This window comes from Mesorhizobium sp. M1143, from assembly GCF_040318435.1.
Taxonomy (GTDB): Bacteria; Pseudomonadota; Alphaproteobacteria; order Rhizobiales; family Rhizobiaceae; genus Mesorhizobium.
This window is the reverse complement of record NZ_JAMYMJ010000014.1, coordinates 41,287-57,066: the sequence shown is the minus strand read 5'-3', so window position 1 is coordinate 57,066 and position 15,780 is coordinate 41,287. Positions and strand designations below refer to the sequence as shown.

At 64.0% G+C, this 15,780-nt stretch carries 12 protein-coding genes; 6 read left to right on the top strand and 6 right to left on the bottom strand.

Features of this window, described 5'->3' with window-relative positions; all coding sequences use genetic code 11:
- Nucleotides 1–287 precede the first annotated feature (287 nt).
- A complete protein-coding gene (locus tag NKH35_RS12915) occupies nucleotides 288–740 on the top strand; it encodes a DoxX family protein (RefSeq protein ID WP_023732641.1) in 453 nt (150 codons plus the stop codon).
- 104 nt (nucleotides 741–844) lie between these two features.
- A complete protein-coding gene (locus NKH35_RS12910) occupies nucleotides 845–1,825 on the top strand; it encodes a complex I NDUFA9 subunit family protein (protein ID WP_023732640.1) in 981 nt (326 codons plus the stop codon).
- 15 nt (nucleotides 1,826–1,840) lie between these two features.
- Here the strand turns inward: NKH35_RS12910 and NKH35_RS12905 are convergent, their stop codons facing one another.
- Nucleotides 1,841–3,211, bottom strand: coding sequence for a cytochrome P450 (locus NKH35_RS12905; RefSeq protein WP_023732639.1), 1,371 nt, complete (start codon nucleotides 3,209–3,211; stop codon nucleotides 1,841–1,843).
- A gap of 212 nt (nucleotides 3,212–3,423) precedes the next feature.
- Here NKH35_RS12905 and NKH35_RS12900 point away from each other — a divergent pair, with 212 nt between their 5' ends.
- The 3 genes from NKH35_RS12900 to gyrB all read left to right on the top strand — a co-directional run bounded on the left by NKH35_RS12900 (nucleotide 3,424) and on the right by gyrB (nucleotide 9,317).
- Entirely contained in the window at nucleotides 3,424–3,993 is a 570-nt protein-coding gene (locus tag NKH35_RS12900; protein WP_023732638.1) for an NADPH-dependent FMN reductase, read from the top strand.
- 76 nt (nucleotides 3,994–4,069) lie between these two features.
- The gene (locus NKH35_RS12895; protein ID WP_023732637.1) at nucleotides 4,070–6,700 is read left to right on the top strand and encodes a caspase family protein; all 2,631 of its coding nucleotides are present in this window, start codon (nucleotides 4,070–4,072) and stop codon (nucleotides 6,698–6,700) included.
- Nucleotides 6,701–6,845: 145 nt separating this feature from the next.
- A complete protein-coding gene (gene gyrB / locus NKH35_RS12890; RefSeq protein WP_023732636.1) occupies nucleotides 6,846–9,317 on the top strand; it encodes a DNA topoisomerase (ATP-hydrolyzing) subunit B in 2,472 nt (823 codons plus the stop codon).
- A gap of 124 nt (nucleotides 9,318–9,441) precedes the next feature.
- On the opposite strand, the gene NKH35_RS12885 is transcribed toward gyrB, so the two are convergent.
- Nucleotides 9,442–10,899 (bottom strand): hypothetical protein, encoded by a 1,458-nt coding sequence (locus tag NKH35_RS12885; protein ID WP_031261923.1) that lies wholly within the window; start codon nucleotides 10,897–10,899, stop codon nucleotides 9,442–9,444.
- Between the two features lie 330 nt (nucleotides 10,900–11,229).
- On the opposite strand from NKH35_RS12885, the gene NKH35_RS12880 reads away from it, so the two are divergent.
- Nucleotides 11,230–12,147, top strand: a complete 918-nt coding sequence (locus NKH35_RS12880; protein ID WP_023732634.1) for a membrane protein — start codon at nucleotides 11,230–11,232, stop codon at nucleotides 12,145–12,147.
- A gap of 92 nt (nucleotides 12,148–12,239) precedes the next feature.
- On the opposite strand, the gene NKH35_RS12875 is transcribed toward NKH35_RS12880, so the two are convergent.
- From NKH35_RS12875 to NKH35_RS12860, 4 genes are all read right to left on the bottom strand, one after another.
- The gene (locus tag NKH35_RS12875; RefSeq protein WP_023671337.1) at nucleotides 12,240–13,637 is read right to left on the bottom strand and encodes an NAD(P)(+) transhydrogenase (Re/Si-specific) subunit beta; all 1,398 of its coding nucleotides are present in this window, start codon (nucleotides 13,635–13,637) and stop codon (nucleotides 12,240–12,242) included.
- Nucleotides 13,638–13,643: 6 nt separating this feature from the next.
- Nucleotides 13,644–14,069, bottom strand: coding sequence for a proton-translocating transhydrogenase family protein (locus NKH35_RS12870; protein ID WP_032885960.1), 426 nt, complete (start codon nucleotides 14,067–14,069; stop codon nucleotides 13,644–13,646).
- Nucleotides 14,069–15,346 (bottom strand): Re/Si-specific NAD(P)(+) transhydrogenase subunit alpha, encoded by a 1,278-nt coding sequence (locus NKH35_RS12865; RefSeq protein ID WP_352914796.1) that lies wholly within the window; start codon nucleotides 15,344–15,346, stop codon nucleotides 14,069–14,071. Before NKH35_RS12865 ends, NKH35_RS12870 begins: the two co-directional genes overlap by 1 nt.
- Before the next feature lie 100 nt (nucleotides 15,347–15,446).
- Complete coding sequence (locus tag NKH35_RS12860; protein ID WP_352914794.1) at nucleotides 15,447–15,671, bottom strand: aa3-type cytochrome c oxidase subunit IV; 225 nt, start codon at nucleotides 15,669–15,671, stop codon at nucleotides 15,447–15,449.
- Nucleotides 15,672–15,780 lie beyond the last annotated feature (109 nt).

Below are 15,780 nucleotides of genomic sequence, written 5' to 3'. Positions count from 1 at the left end.
AACCTTTCTACCGATCGCAACGACCAATAGCTGCCGGGTCGGGTTTGCCCGGTCGGTGTCTTCTGTCGGATGCGTTTAGGGCCCGGGCGGGCGTATGCCGTCTCAGGTTATCCGCCCCGTTGCGCTCTGTCTCGACCGTTGCGTCACCCGGAAAACCCCGCTTCGGCGGGGTTTTCTGCGTTCGTGCTCTGTGTGCTAAAACATGATGGCGGAGTTAACTTTTGTGAACTTGACTTGCCGGAACCATCGGGCGTTTGCAAGGGATCGTCACAACAACAGGAGCTACGATGTCCGCAACCACCGACGCTTCCCGCGGCAAACTTATCGTTCCGGTGTTTGGCCGCCTGTATTCGTCGCTGCATGATGGCGCCGAAACCCTTCTGCGCGTCGTCGCCGGCGGGTCTCTCACCATTCACGGCTCGCAGAAGATCACCAACCCTTTCGGCGCCGCCGAGATGGTCGAAGGCCTCGGCTTCTATCCCGGCGCGTTCTGGTCGCTGCTTTTGTCCTGCACCGAATTCTTCGGCGGCATTCTGATCGCCATCGGCCTGTTGACTCGGCCCGCCGCCTTTGCCGGCATGATCGTGCTGCTGGTCACCGTCTGGTTCCACTGGATCACTATCGGCCAGGGCTTTTCCGGCGCTGAAAAGTCGCTTCTATGGGCGGCGATCCTGCTGTTCTTCGTTATCCGCGGCGGCAACCGCCAGTCGGTCGACGCGCGCATCGGCAAGGCGTTCTGAAGGGTCTATAAGAGGGTGGCAGCGACGACGCGTCACCCTTTGCCTTTGGCCCAAAACGGATTAAGAAACGGCTTCAGCCAAGCTTTCGAGCGCCGGAGCCAGCCATGACCGAAATCCTGCAGATCCCCAAGCTCGTGGTCGTCTTCGGCGGCTCCGGCTTCGTCGGCCGCCACATCGTGCGGGCGCTGGCCAAGCGCGGCTACCGCATCAGGGTGGGGGTGCGCCGGCCCGATCTAGCGGGACATCTGCAGCCCCTCGGCAATGTCGGCCAGATCCAGCCGGTGCAGGCCAATGTGCGCGTGCGCTGGTCTGTCGACCGCGCCGTGCAGGGCGCCGACCATGTCATCAATCTGGTCGCCATCCCGCATGAAAGCGGCCGGCAGAAATTCAATACCGTGCACGAATTCGGCGCCCGCGCCGTCGCCGAAGCCGCACGCTCGGTCGGCGCAGGGCTCACCCATATTTCGGCGCTGGGCGCCGACCTCAACGCCGAGTCCGACTATGCCCGCACCAAGGCGCTCGGCGAAAAGGCCGTCCTGGAGACGATCCCGGACGCCGTAATCTTCCGTCCGTCGATCAATTTCGGACCCGAGGACAGTTTCTTCAACCGCTTCGCCGACATGGCGCGCTATTCGCCGGTGCTGCCGCTAATCGGCGGCGGCCAGACCAAGTTCCAGCCGGTCTATGTCGGCGATGTCGCCGAAGCCGTGGCGCGTTCGGTCGAGGGCAAGATCAAGGGCGGCCAGATCTATGAACTCGGCGGGCCGCAAGTGCTCACCTTCAAGCAGTGCATGGAAGAGCTGCTGACCGTCATCGAGCGCAAGCGGCTCCTGGTGCCGGTGCCGTGGTGGATGGCCAATCTGCAGGCCTCGATCCTCGGCCTGCTGCCCAACCCGTTGCTGACCAAGGACCAGGTGCTGCTGCTGCGCCAGCCCAATATTGTGTCGGAGGAGGCCAACAAGGCCAACCGGAACCTTGCCGGCCTCGACATCCAGCCGCAGTCTATCGGCACAATCCTGCCCAGCTATCTCTGGCGCTTCCGCGCCGCAGGCCAGTTCCAGCGCAAGCCTGCCGGGATCGCGTAACAAGGCGTTGCGCCGTTAAACGCGCCGCGTGACCTGCATCGGCAGGCCGCCTTGCGGCTGTGTCGTCAGTTTCTGCACCGGCCACGGCTTGGTCTCGGCCGTCACGTCGAAGCGGAAGCGCGACAGCATGACGGCCAGCGCAATGATCGCCTCCTGCATGGCGAAGCTGGCGCCGATGCAGATGCGCGGACCGGCGCCGAATGGCAGATACTGGAAGCGGTCGATCTTCTCGCGGTTTCCCGGATGGAAGCGTTCGGGCATGAAGGCGTCGGGCATGTCCCACAGTTTTCTGTGGCGGTGGACGACCCAGGGCATGACCAGTACGGCCGCGCGCTTGGGGAGCACCAGATCGTTCCAGGTCTCCGTCTCGATCGGCTCGCGGTTGATCGACGGCGCCGGCGGATAAAGCCGCAGCGCCTCCTCGAAGGCGGCGCGGGTGAACGGCATTGCGTCGAGCCATTTCGTTGGGTCGGGTTCGCGCGCCAGCACGGCCTCGATCTCGCGCTCGACCTTTTCACGCTCCCACGGCGCTTCGGCGAGGCAGTAGATCGTCCAGCCCAGTGCCCTCGCGGTGGTCTCGTGGCCGGCGCCGATGAAGGTGATGATGTTGTCCTCGACTTCCGCCCGCGTCAGCCCGTCGGGGCCTTCGGCGCGCAGCAGAAGCGTCAGGAAATCCTGCGGCGCGGTGTCGGGGTCGCGCTTCAGCCGCTCCTCGCGCATCTTGACCGTATCGGTGACGATCTTGCGGAAATAGGCCATGGTCTTGCGGCCGCGGATGCGGGTCAGCCGCGGCAGCCATTCGGGCGCGCGCAACAGGTCGAGCGGATCGACACGGCCCATCGTTTCGAACAGGCGGTCGATCTCCTGCGCGAAACTGCCGGGCTCGCCCGCAATCTCGCCCGAAAACAGCGTCTCGGCCAGGATATCGTAGGTGAGCAGCGTCATGTCATGGGCGACATCGGTCATGCCGCCTTCGTCATAGCGGGCGACGAACTGCATCGTGAGGCGCAGCATCGGCTCGGCGAAGCCGAAGATATGCCGCGGCGTGAACACCGGCGCCATCGCCTTGCGCGAGCGCTTCCACACCTCGCCTTCGGCGGTCAACAGCCCGTCGCGCAAGATCGGTCGCAGGATCATCTGGCGCACCGTCGCCATCTTGTAGTTCTTGGCGTTGTCGATCAGCACGTGGCGGATAAGGCCGGGATCGTTGGCGACGATCAGATGCCCGCCGACGCCATTCGCCGAAATCCAGGGCTCGTTGTAGGTGTGCTCGCCCCACAGTTCGAGCGGATTGCGGTAGACGATCCGCATCATCTCCAGCGTCGAAGGCGGCGTCGTGCGCGGCTTGGGCGCCGGCGGCACGAAGGGGGCGGGCTGTGTGTCCATGAGGTGCTCCGCTGATACCTTAGATGTAGTGGCTGGCAATCCGGGCGTCCATGTGACCGAAGAGCAAACCAAAACGCTGCGGCGCGGGCAAGCTCGACAGACAGTGTGTTCATCGGATCGTGACCGCCGGTGAAACGCTTGCGCCTTGTCCGGCAGGACACTCTGCCGTAGGGGACAGTCACCAACAGATACTGCCACCAGGAGACCCCGCCTTGAAACACCAGCTGAACATCATCATCGGCAGCACGCGGCCCGGCCGCGCCGGGCCGGTCTTCGCCCACTGGCTCGAGGGTTTTGCACGCGAGCACGGCAAATTCGAACCGGTGCTGACCGACATCGCGGCGTTTCACCTGCCGGTGCTGGACGAGCCGCATCACCCAAAGCTCGGCAAATACGAGAAGGACCATACGAAGGCTTGGTCGAAGGCAATCAACGCCGCCGATGCCTTTGTGTTCGTGGCGCCGGAGTACAATTATTTCGTCGCGCCGGCGATCGTCAACGCCATCGACTACCTCGCGCGCGAATGGAAATACAAACCAGCCGCCATCTTCAGCTATGGCGGCGTCTCCGGCGGCCTGCGCGCCGCGCAGGCGCTGAAGCCGCTGCTGACCGCGGTGGGCGTCATGCCCATCTCGGAAGGCGTCGCGCTGCCGATGTATCAGAAACTGCTGGAGAGCGACGGCTCCTTCCAGGCTAGTGAGCAGGTAGAGGGTGGGACCAAGACCATGCTGGACGAGCTCTCGCGCTGGAGCGAGGCGCTGAAGCCGATGCGGGCTGCGTAACGCAGCCGGCCCCGGCTTGCTCATGCCATAAAGAGGTGGAATGGTCGGCAGGTGACTGAGCCGGGGGCGGTTCGATTTGCGCCTGTTGTTTGCCTTGCTGTTGATGCTTGCGACCACCGCCACAGCGGTGGCGGAGCGGCGCGTGGCGTTGGTCATTGCCGAGGACGACTACCGGCTGGTGCGGAAGCTCTCCAATCCGGTCAATGACGGCGAGGCGATGGAAGCGGCGCTGAAGAGGCTCGGCTTCGAGGTCGTTCTCGAAACCAACCGCGATCTCAGGCGCATGCGCCGCGCGCTCGACGATTTTCGCGAGGACGCCAAGGGCGCCGATGTGGCGCTGGTGTATTTCTCCGGCCATGGCGTCGAAATCTCCGGCGACAACCGGCTGCTGCCGGTCGATGCCGATGCCTCCTCGCTCGACCAGCTGGAGAAGACCAGCCTGCCGCTGGAGGAAGTGCGCGATGCGGTTGCCGCCACGGCGAAGGTCGGGCTGATTGTGCTCGACGCCTGCCGCAGCGATCCGTTCACAGCCGGCAACGGCGACGGGCGTGGCGCCACATCGCTGATCAAGGACCTGGTGGACAAGATCAAGCCGGGCCTCGGACGCGTAGGCAAGGCGGAAAACATCCTGTTCGCCTTTTCGGCGGCGCCCGGCGAGACGGCTGCCGACGGTACCGGTGCGAATTCGCCCTTTACAGCGGCGCTGACCAAATACCTCGGCACCGACGGGCTCGAAATCCGCTCGGTGCTGACGCTGGTGCAGCAGGAGGTCTACGACCTTTCGCGCGGAAAACAGCTGCCCTACGTCGAGAGCGGGCTGCCGAAGCTGTTCTTCGCCTCGGCGGCCAAGGAACAACTGCCGGAGCGCGAGCGGCTGTTGCTTGCCATGGCCGATGTGACGCCGGAAATGCGCGGCGCGGTCGAACGGGTCGCCAGCGATGCCGACATGCCGCTGGCGCCGCTCTATGGCGCGCTGATCAGTTCCGACACCAGCCATCTCTCCGGCGAAAGCCTGAACGCCAAGCTGCGCGAGGCGGCCGACGCCTTCGTCAAGGTGCGCGGCGAGATGAAGACGCTGGCCGCCGATGACCCGAAGGTAACCGAACTGCGCCGCCAGGCCGAGGAACAGTTGGCGCTCGGCGCTTTCGATGGTGCACGCGTGATCCTCGCCAAGGCCGCCGACGTCGACAATGTCTCGCGCCAGGCGTTGAAGGCCAATTTCGTCAGCCGCACCCTGTCCGAAGCCGCGACGCGATTTCTCTCGGGCGGCGCGGCGCGCGCCACCCTGGACTATGCCACCGCCATCAAGGACTATGAAACGGTGCTGGCGCTCTATGGCGAAGCCGGACAGACCTCGCTTAGCCTGGAACAGGCCGACCGCCAAAGCCGCACGCTGGAAGAGCTCGGCATCCTCTACACAACGATTGGCAAAACCGACGCCGCCGGCCGCGCCTTTGCGGCGCTGGTCGCCAATCTTGAGCAGCGAGCGCGCCAGGAAACCGATCCGAGCGTCAAGCGCGACCTCGCCATTGGCCATATCAAGTTCGCCAACATCAAGATGGCGCAAGGCGATCTGCCGGCCTCCCTGCAAAACTATGAGGCGGCCAGGGACATGTTGCAGGGCCTGACCACAAACGTGCCGGACAAGAAGGACTGGCTCGGCGATCTCGCCATGGCCAATGACAAGATCGGCAATGTGCTGGCCACGCAAGGCGACGTGGGTGCGGCAGCCCAGGCCTACCAGCAAAGCCTGTCCATCAAGCAGCAATTGGCCGACGCGGAGCCGAACAGCGTCTATCTGCTGCGCGACCTGACCATTACCTACGACGAAATCGGCGGTCTTGCCCGCACCGCCGGCCAGCTGGATGGCGCCCAGACTGCATTCGAAGAGAGCCTGAGAATTCGGCTGGCGCTGGCGCAGAACAACCTCGACGACCCCAGGCATCAGCGCGCCGTCTCCGTGAGCTACACCAGGATCGGCGACGTCCTGCGCGAGCGTGGCGACGCTGCGGGCGCGCTCGACGCCTACAACAAGAGCCAAATAATCGCCGAAGCGCTGGTGCGCCGCGACTCAAACGACACCGATTTGAAGCGCGACCTGTCGGTCGGTTACGCCAAGATCGGCAATGCTTACGGCGACCAGAAGGACTGGCCACTCGCGTTGGAGGCCTACCAGCAGGCGCTGGCCACGGCGCGAGACCTTGCCGCCAGCGACCCAGGCAACACCGATTGGCAGCGCGACCTGTCGGTCTGTCTGGAAAAAATTGCCGGCGTGTTTGATGCCCAGGGCGATATCGCCGGTGCTTTGCAGAACTACCAGGACAGTCTCGTCATTGCCGACCGGTTGGCAAATCTCGACCCGGGCAATTCCGACTGGCAGCGCGACCTGTCGATCACGTTCGAGGAAATAGGCCTGCTGGAGACCAAGCAGCGCCACTATGAGGGCTCGAAGAAGGCCTTCGAAGCCAGCCTGGCCATCCGCCAGCGGTTGGCCCTGTCCGATCCGGACAATGCGATCTGGCAATTCGATCTGGTACAGGCCTACATCAACTATGCCTATGTGGCGAAGAATCCGAAGGCTGTGTTGTCGCAGGCGCTAGACCTGACGCTGGAGCTTGACCGCACAGGCAAACTGGCGCCGAGGGACAAACCCACGATCAAATATCTGCGCCGTCTTCTGGCCAAATTGAAAGCCGCGAAAAAATAGCCGGCTGCCAGCTCGGGATTCAGCCCTGAAATGCCCGCAAACCTTGGAAAAACCGCCTTTTGCGCCTATATCTAGGACATCAAAGCGGCGTGATTCGAAGCCATTTTTTCGCGCTGAGCATGCGGCATCAATCAGACAGGTTTTCATGAGCGATCAAAGCGACAACGCCAACGGCGCTGAGGCCGAATACGGCGCCGATTCCATCAAGGTTTTGAAGGGGTTGGACGCTGTCCGCAAGCGGCCGGGCATGTATATCGGCGACACCGACGACGGCTCGGGCCTGCATCACATGGTCTATGAGGTGGTCGACAACGCCATCGACGAGGCGCTGGCCGGCCATGCCGACCTGGTCACGGTGACGCTTAATCCCGACGGTTCGGTCACCGTTATCGACAATGGCCGCGGGATTCCGACCGATATTCACACTGGCGAAGGCATTTCGGCGGCCGAAGTGATCATGACGCAGCTGCATGCCGGCGGCAAATTCGACCAGAATTCCTACAAGGTGTCTGGCGGCCTGCACGGCGTCGGCGTCTCGGTGGTCAATGCGCTGTCGGCCTGGCTGAAGCTGAAAATCCGCCGCAACGGCCAGATTTTCGAGATGAGCTTCACGCATGGCAATGCCGATGCGCCGCTCAAGGCCACCGGCAGCTATGAGCAGAACAAGCAGCCCGGCACCTATGAGGGCCGCAGCGGTTCCGAGATCACCTTCTTTCCGTCGTCCGAAACCTTCACCATGGTCGAATTCGACTTCGGCACGCTGGAGCACCGGCTGCGCGAGCTCGCCTTCCTGAATTCCGGGGTGCGCATCATTTTGACCGATGCCCGCCATGCCGATCTCGTGCGCCACGAACTGCACTATGATGGCGGCCTGGAAGAGTTCGTCAAATATCTCGACCGGGTCAAGAAACCGCTGATCGACAAGCCGATCGCCATCAAGGCCGAGCGCGACGGCATCACCGTCGAAGTGGCGATGTGGTGGAACGACAGCTACCACGAGAACGTGCTGGCCTTCACCAACAACATCCCGCAGCGCGATGGCGGCACCCATCTGGCCGGCTTCCGTGGCGCGCTGACGCGCCAGATCACCGGCTATGGCGAATCGTCGGGCCTGACCAAGAAGGAAAAGGTGGCGCTGATCGGCGACGACTGCCGCGAAGGCCTGACGGCGGTGCTGTCGGTCAAGGTGCCCGACCCGAAATTCTCCTCGCAGACCAAGGACAAGCTGGTCTCGTCAGAGGTGCGGCCCGTGGTCGAAGGCCTGGTCAACGAGGCGCTTGGCACATGGCTGGAAGAACACCCGACCGAGGGCAAGGTGGTCATCGACAAGGTGATCCAGGCGGCCGCGGCGCGTGAAGCCGCGCGCAAGGCCCGCGACATCACCCGCAAAAGCTCGCTCGGCGTCACCTCTCTGCCCGGCAAGCTTGCCGACTGCCAGGAACGCGACCCGGCGAAATCCGAAATCTTCATCGTCGAGGGTGACTCGGCCGGCGGCTCCGCCAAGGGCGGCCGTTCGCGCCAGAACCAGGCGATCCTGCCGCTGCGCGGCAAGATCCTCAATGTCGAGCGCGCCCGCTTCGACCGCATGCTAGGCTCCGAGATGATCGGCACGCTGATCACCGCGCTCGGCACCTCGATCGGCAAGGACGAGTTCAACGCCGACAAATTGCGCTACCACAAGATCATCCTGATGACCGACGCCGACGTCGACGGCGCCCATATCAGGACCTTGCTGCTCACCTTCTTCTTCCGCCAGATGCCGGAGCTGATCGAGCGCGGCCATCTCTACATCGCCCAGCCGCCGCTCTACAAAGTGACGCGCGGAAAAAGCTCGCAATACATCAAGGACGAGAGCGCCTTCGAGGAATTCCTGATCGGCTCCGGGCTGGAGGAGGCGTCGCTGACGCTTGCCTCCGGCGAGGCGCGGGCCGGACAGGATCTGCGCGGCTCGATCGATGATGCACTGGCCGTGCGCCAGCTCATCAACGGGCTGCACACGCGCTACAACAGGGGCGTGGTCGAACAGGCGGCGATCGCCGGCGCGCTCAACGCCGATGTGCTAAACGACCTCGGCCGCGCCAATGCCATGGCCGAACGCGTCGCCCAGCGCCTCGATATCATTGCCGAGGACACCGAGCGCGGCTGGACCGGCCGGCTGTCGACCTCCAATGAAGGCGTCGGCGGCTATGTGTTCGAACGCACGGTGCGCAGCGTCAAGGAATTCGCGCAGCTCGATGCCGGGCTGATAAATTCAGCCGACGCACGCCAGCTCGACCGCTATGCCCCGCGCCTCATGGAAGTCTATGGCGAGCCGCCGGTGCTGCGCCGCAAGGATGTCTCCGAAGTCATTTCGGGGCCGCTGGCGCTGCTCAACGCGGTGTTTGCGACCGGCCGCAAGGGCCTGACCATGCAGCGCTACAAGGGCCTCGGCGAGATGAATGCCGAGCAGCTCTGGGAAACCACGCTCGACCCGAATGTGCGCTCGCTGCTGCAGGTCAAGGTGAATGACGCAACCGATGCTGACAGTTTGTTCTCGCGGCTGATGGGCGACGAGGTCGAGCCGCGGCGCGAATTCATCCAGGACAACGCGCTGTCGGTGGCCAATCTGGACATTTGATGGCTGCGCGCCCATCGCTTCGTCATCCTAGGGTCTTCGCGACGGAGCTTCGCTCCTGTTTCGCCCTAGGATGACGACGTGGGTGAGGTCTCAGCCAATCTCCAGCGTTTGCGATGAACCGTTCTCAACGCCGCCACTCAACTCGGTCCAGCTTTCGCCCGAGATCGACGGCGTCGCGCAGCACTTGCAGATGCGAGCGCGGCGCGGTGCCCGCCGGCGGGGCGATTTCGACGCCGTTTGCCGTCGATGACCAATAAAGCGTGTGGGTGAAGATACGGCCAAGTGAGCTGCGAAGCTCGACCTGGATGGTCTCCACACCGGGGCCGAAATTTTCCGTCATCGGACCGGAAATCGGATCGCCTGTCGCCCAGCCATTGCCGCGGTCGTAGACGTTCGTCCAGCGCGTTGCCGCAAACACCGCGCCATGATGCACCGCGCGCTGCGCCTTGCCTGCTTGGCTGTGTCCTTCCTGGTAAAGCACGGTGCCGCCGGCGCGCCCGTCATCGGCAATCGGCGGGCAGGCCGAGAACAGGCGCTCGGCAAGGCCACGCCTGAATTCCGCGAGATTGTAGGTCACCAGGAATTCGCTGTGGGAGAGCGGACTGCCAAGCGTGACGAAATCGCTGATCTTCCAGGGCAGCGGGTGGTCGGCGTCCTTGGTCCGAAGCTGCTGGTAGAGCGCCCATTGGCCGCGCCGGAACCCGGCGAGGTCTTCAAGATTGTTTGGCCACGCTGACCCATCAGAGCCGAGCGTTGCCTTGTCGATGGCCTCGACCGCCGCCAGTTTGGCCTTGTCGCGGACCGCTTCCAGCCTTCGCGGCCGGAACTCGGCCCACAGGATCTGCAGCAGATCATAGGCGATGATCGACCCAAGGCTGTGCGAGACCAGCACGATGCGGTCGTAAGCATCGTCCTTCATCAGCGTCTTGAGCAACGTCAGGCCTCTGTCGCGGATCAGCGCACGCTTCTCGATCGTCGCCGCCTCGGCGCGCACATAAGCGGCGACGTCGCCGAAATAGGGCAGGGCGAACTGATCCACCGCCCAGATGACAAAAGAAGCGAGGGTGGTGATCATCAGGCCGGTCGTCAAGGTAACGGCCTGTTGCCAGACCGATGTTGCCAGCACGAGTGCTGCGCCCAGGATGACGATAACGATCAGAAGTGTGGCGACGTAAAGCTTGCGGGCGTCGAGCGGAATGTCGGCGAGCTTGCGCCACAACAGGTTCGTCACCCAGGCGGCCAGCCGGCCGCGCGTCGTGCCTTGCGTGATGTCGGCCCAATAAAGCTCGTAGAAATCGGTACGGCGGCCATCGACGTCGTAGGGCGTGGTGATGCGGCGCAGCTCGTGTGACTTGGTCCGGCTGTCGGGCGTGATCCAGCTCTGGTTGATCGTGGCGCCGGAAACGGCCGGATCGGGAATCTGGGCGTAGGGTGGAGCACGGGTGGGATCGCTGCTCCAGACCGCCTGGACGAATCCCCTCAGCGTACCCATCGGCCGCTGCTCGCCCATGCCGTGCACGATCACCACCGCCTGGCCGGGCTGCGCCTTTTTGTAAGCCAGCGATGCGACAGTCTTGGGCATCAGCGTCTCCGTTGACGACATCCGACGGCGGGATCGCTCATGCTACCCCGGCTCACCGAGCCAACAATACACGGCAGCCCATGTGGAACTCCGTGAACCAATCCACAGTTTCGCAGTCGTGCCTCGGGCCGCGCGGAAAATAGTTCCGTTCCCGGCAAGCAAATCATTTCATTGCCCTTCGGAACGGAAATCGCTCAGGAACATTGTGACGACATCGATCAATTTCTCGCAGGGAGGCTCTTTATGGGACGCGGTATTTTGCTCTGGTTGCTCGGTATTCCGATCCCGATCATCATTCTCATCATGCTGTTCGTACGGTAGGAGGCGTCGATGCAGTCCACCGTATCGGCTGTCGACGTATCCGCCTCAACAGAATCCTCCGCCCCGGCCGTCAGCTGGGGTCCGATCATCGCCGGCGCCTTCGCGGCCTCGACGCTGACCTTCATCCTCATGCTGCTCGGTTCGGGGCTGGGGCTGACCATGGTCTCGCCGTGGTCCGGCGCCAGTGCCTCGCTGACCACCTTCGCAGTGTCCGGCGCCATCTGGCTCATCATCGTGCAATGGCTGTCCTCCGGGGTCGGTGGCTATCTTGCCGGACGCCTGCGCACCAAATGGGTCGGCATCCACACCGACGAGGTCTATTTCCGTGACACCGCGCACGGCCTCCTCGCCTGGGCGCTGGCGACATTGCTGGTCGTCGGCATTCTCGGGTCGGCGCTGTCGGCAGTGCTTGGTTCAGGCGTGCAGGCGGCTTCTACTGTTGCCTCGGGCGCCGCCATGGGTGCTTCGGCCGGCGCGTCCGCCAATGCCGGCAGCGCACCGACCGACAATGCGACATCCTATCTCGTGGATACGCTGTTCCGTCCGGCTGATGCCGCCAGGCTCGCGGCGGCCAATCCGGACAGCGATGCGGCTGCGGCCGGGCAGGCTTCGCGCATCCTCATCGCCAGTGCGGCGGCAGGCGAAATTTCGGCTGACGACAAGACCTATCTGTCGCAGCTCGTCGCCGCCCGCACCGGGCTTTCCGAGGCTGACGCCAAGGCGCGTGTCGACGCCCTGGTGGCCAGGGTCGAGGACGCCAAGGTCAAGGCCAAGCAGGCCGCCGACGCCGCCCGGAAAGGCAGCGCCACCTTCGCACTGCTTGGCGCCCTGTCGCTGGTTATCGGCGCCTTCATCGCCAGCGCTGCGGCAGCACTGGGCGGCAGGCAGCGCGACGACGAGGAAGCGGTTTTCCTGACCAGCCGCTGAACCGGTCTTCAACATAGAAAAGCCCGGTCGAACCGGGCTTTTTTGTTTCCGATGATGGACCGACAACCTTCCAGTGGAAGGTTGCGGCGGGATCAGTGATCCATCGCCTTGACGATTTCCTCGGTCATCTTCTTGGCGTCGCCGAGCAGCATCATGGTGCCGTCCTTGTAGAACAGCGTGTTGTCGATGCCGGCGTAGCCCGAGCCGAGCGAGCGCTTGACGAACAGGCAGGTGCGGGCCTTGTCGACGTCGAGGATCGGCATACCGTAGATCGGCGACGACTTGTCGTCGCGCGCGGACGGATTGGTGACGTCGTTGGCGCCGATTACATAGGCGACATCGGCCTGCGCGAACTCGGAGTTGATGTCTTCCAGTTCGAACACTTCGTCATAGGGAACATTGGCTTCGGCGAGCAGCACGTTCATGTGGCCGGGCATGCGGCCGGCGACCGGGTGGATGGCGTATTTGACGTCGACGCCATTGGCCTTCAGCTTGTCGGCCATTTCGCGCAGCGCGTGCTGGGCCTGGGCAACCGCCATGCCGTAACCCGGCACGATGATGACCTTCTGTGCGTTCATCATCAGATAGGCGGCGTCGTCGGCCGAGCCCTGTTTGACCGTGCGTTCGATGCCGTCATCGGCAACCGCCGCGGTCTCGCCGCCGAAGCCGCCGAGGATGACCGAGATGAACGACCGGTTCATGCCCTTGCACATGATGTAGGACAGGATGGCGCCGGACGAGCCGACCAGCGCGCCGGTGATGATCAACGCCAGATTGCCAAGCGTGAAGCCGAGTGCCGCGGCGGCCCAGCCGGAATAAGAATTCAGCATCGAGACGACGACCGGCATGTCGGCGCCGCCGATCGGGATGATCAAGAGGACGCCGAGCGCCAGCGACGCCGCGACGATCAGCCAGAACACCAGCTTGGCCTCGGTGGTGACCAGAAGCACGATCAGCACGATCAGCGCGATGCCGAGGACCGCGTTGATGATGTGACGGCCGCCGATCATGATCGGCTTGCCCGACATGCGGCCATCGAGCTTGAGGAAGGCGATGACGGAGCCGGTGAAAGTGATGGCGCCGATGGCAACGCCAAGGCTCATCTCGATCAGCGCCTGGGCGTGGATGTCGCCATTCGTGCCGATGCCGAAACTTTCCGGCGCGTAGATGGCGGCTGCCGCCACCATGACGGCGGCAAGGCCGACCAGCGAGTGGAAGGCGGCGACCAGCTGCGGCATCGAAGTCATGGCGATGCGGCGCGCTGTAACGGCGCCGACGCCGCCGCCGATGGCCAGACCAAGCACGATCAGGCCGAAGCGCCCGGCGGACGGAGTCGCCAGCGCCAGCGTGGTGGCAATGGCAATGCCCATGCCGATCATGCCGTAGAGATTGCCTTGGCGGCTGGTGGTCGGATGCGACAGGCCGCGCAGCGCCATGATGAACAGGACGCCGGAGACGAGGTAGAGGAAGGACGCGAAGTTGGCGTTCATGGCTCTCTACCGGTCCTTCTTCTTGTACATGGCCAGCATGCGCTGGGTGACCAGGAAGCCGCCAAAGATGTTGACCGAGACCAGCATCAGCGCGACGAAGCCGAAGCCGGTGGCAATGCCGGAGGCCGAGATGCCGACGGCCAGCAGCGCGCCGACGACGATGACCGAGGAGATGGCGTTGGTGACCGCCATCAGCGGCGTGTGCAGCGCCGGCGTCACCGACCAGACGACGTAGTATCCGACGAATATCGCAAGTACGAAGATGGCGAAGCGGAAGACGAAGGGATCGATGGCGCCGCCGGACAGTGCGTGCGCGGCATCGCCCGCCGCATCGGCGCCACCGGGCGCGTTGGCCAGGTTCTGCACAGCCAGCCGGACGGCGGCACTTGCCTGGTCGAGCTGATCGAGGGCTTTCTGCAAGGTCTGATCCATCACGCGATCCCCTTCGGCTTGGCGGCGGACTTGCCGGCAGTGGCTTTGTCGGACGCCTTTTTCGGTGCAGCCTTCTTCGGCGTGGCATCAGCCACCATGGTCTCGGCCGGAATGGCCGCCGGTTCGATATGGGGCTGTTCCGCCGCCTTGGCGAAGGCCGGATGCACCACGCGGCCAGCGTCGGTCAGCATCGTCGCCTTGACCAGATCGTCTTCGCGGTTGATGGCGAGCGTCTTGCTGGTCTTGTCGACCAGCGTCTCGAGGAAGGCGAACAGGTTCCTGGCGTAGAGCAGCGAGGCCGATGCGGCGACGCGGCCGGGCACGTTGAGGTGGCCGACGATTTTCACGCCATTGGCCGTGGTCAACACCTGGCCTGCAACTGCGCCTTCGACATTGCCGCCGCGCTCGACGGCGAGGTCGACGATCACCGAGCCCGGCTTCATCGAGGCGACCATCGCCGCCGACACCAGCTTCGGCGCCGGACGGCCGGGGATCAGCGCCGTGGTGATGACGATGTCCTGCTTGGCGATGTGCTCAGCGGTGAGCGCTGCCTGCTTGGCCTGGTACTCCTTCGACATTTCCTTGGCGTAGCCGCCGGCGGTCTCGGCCGCCTTGAACTCCTCGTCCTCGACGGCGAGGAACTTTGCGCCGAGCGACGCCACCTGTTCCTTGGCGGCGGGACGAACGTCGGTGGCGGTGACGACGGCGCCGAGACGGCGCGCCGTGGCGATCGCCTGCAGGCCGGCAACGCCGACGCCCATAATGAAGATCTTCGCCGCCGGCACGGTGCCGGCCGCCGTCATCATCATCGGCAGCGCGCGGTCATACTCCGATGCGCCGTCGATCACGGCCTGGTAGCCGGCGAGATTGGCCTGCGACGACAGCACGTCCATCGACTGGGCGCGGGTGATGCGCGGCATGAATTCCATCGAGAAGGCGGTGACCCCAGCCTCGGCAAGCGCCGCGACCGCGGCATCATTGCCGTAGGGATCCATGATGGCGATGACCGCCGCACCCGATTTGTAGCCCTTCAGCTCGGCGTCGGTCGGCCGGCGCACCTTCAGCACCACATCCGCCCGGCTCGCATCCGAAGCCTTGCCGATCGCGGCGCCCGCCTTGGCGAACTCCTCATCGGGAATGCGCGACCTGGTGCCGGCGCCCGTCTCTACGGTGACATCGAAGCCCAGCGCCGCCAGCCGCTTCACGGTATCGGGCGAGGCCGCGACACGAGGCTCGCTGGCATCGAGTTCGCGAGGGATGAAAACCGTCTGTCCCACCGCATGATCCTTTCGGCTGGAACCTGTTTGCGCAAGAGTGCGGCTTGCGAAAGAGTGCGGCCGGATGTCCGGCTACGCCCCTGGCAAGGGTCTGAAGAGACTATCGGAGAATGAAGGCGCCGAGGGCGAGGATCAGCACGAACAGGATGGTCGCGGAGAAAAAGCCGCCTGCGAAGAAGCCGAAAGCCATGCCCAGGAGCAGGGCGCCGCAGAACAGCGAGCCGTATTTGGCCAGCGCCAGAAAGCCATGATAGGTGCGGTCATGTTCGGCATAGTCCATCTTCGCGCCCAGTTCGACAGGACCGGTCGGCGTGTGATCAGCCATAGGAATACCCCTTCGAAGACATCTTTGAGGCACATAGCGAAAAGCCGGGCCAAGAGCAATGGCGCTATTGCCGCACGACCAGTGACAACAGCCTCAAAGGAATGTTGAA

What these genes read in the sequence shown, in the direction of transcription:
- NKH35_RS12870 (WP_032885960.1), bottom strand. Translation starts at nt 14,069, where the DNA reads ATGGATCAGACCTTGCAGAAAGCCCTCGATCAGCTCGACCAGGCAAGT.
- NKH35_RS12875 (WP_023671337.1), bottom strand. Translation starts at nt 13,637, where the DNA reads ATGAACGCCAACTTCGCGTCCTTCCTCTACCTCGTCTCCGGCGTCCTG.
- NKH35_RS12885 (WP_031261923.1), bottom strand. Translation starts at nt 10,899, where the DNA reads ATGCCCAAGACTGTCGCATCGCTGGCTTACAAAAAGGCGCAGCCCGGC.
- NKH35_RS12905 (WP_023732639.1), bottom strand. Translation starts at nt 3,211, where the DNA reads ATGGACACACAGCCCGCCCCCTTCGTGCCGCCGGCGCCCAAGCCGCGC.
- NKH35_RS12910 (WP_023732640.1), top strand. Translation starts at nt 845, where the DNA reads ATGACCGAAATCCTGCAGATCCCCAAGCTCGTGGTCGTCTTCGGCGGC.
- NKH35_RS12880 (WP_023732634.1), top strand. Translation starts at nt 11,230, where the DNA reads ATGCAGTCCACCGTATCGGCTGTCGACGTATCCGCCTCAACAGAATCC.
- NKH35_RS12915 (WP_023732641.1), top strand. Translation starts at nt 288, where the DNA reads ATGTCCGCAACCACCGACGCTTCCCGCGGCAAACTTATCGTTCCGGTG.
- NKH35_RS12860 (WP_352914794.1), bottom strand. Translation starts at nt 15,671, where the DNA reads ATGGCTGATCACACGCCGACCGGTCCTGTCGAACTGGGCGCGAAGATG.
- gyrB (WP_023732636.1), top strand. Translation starts at nt 6,846, where the DNA reads ATGAGCGATCAAAGCGACAACGCCAACGGCGCTGAGGCCGAATACGGC.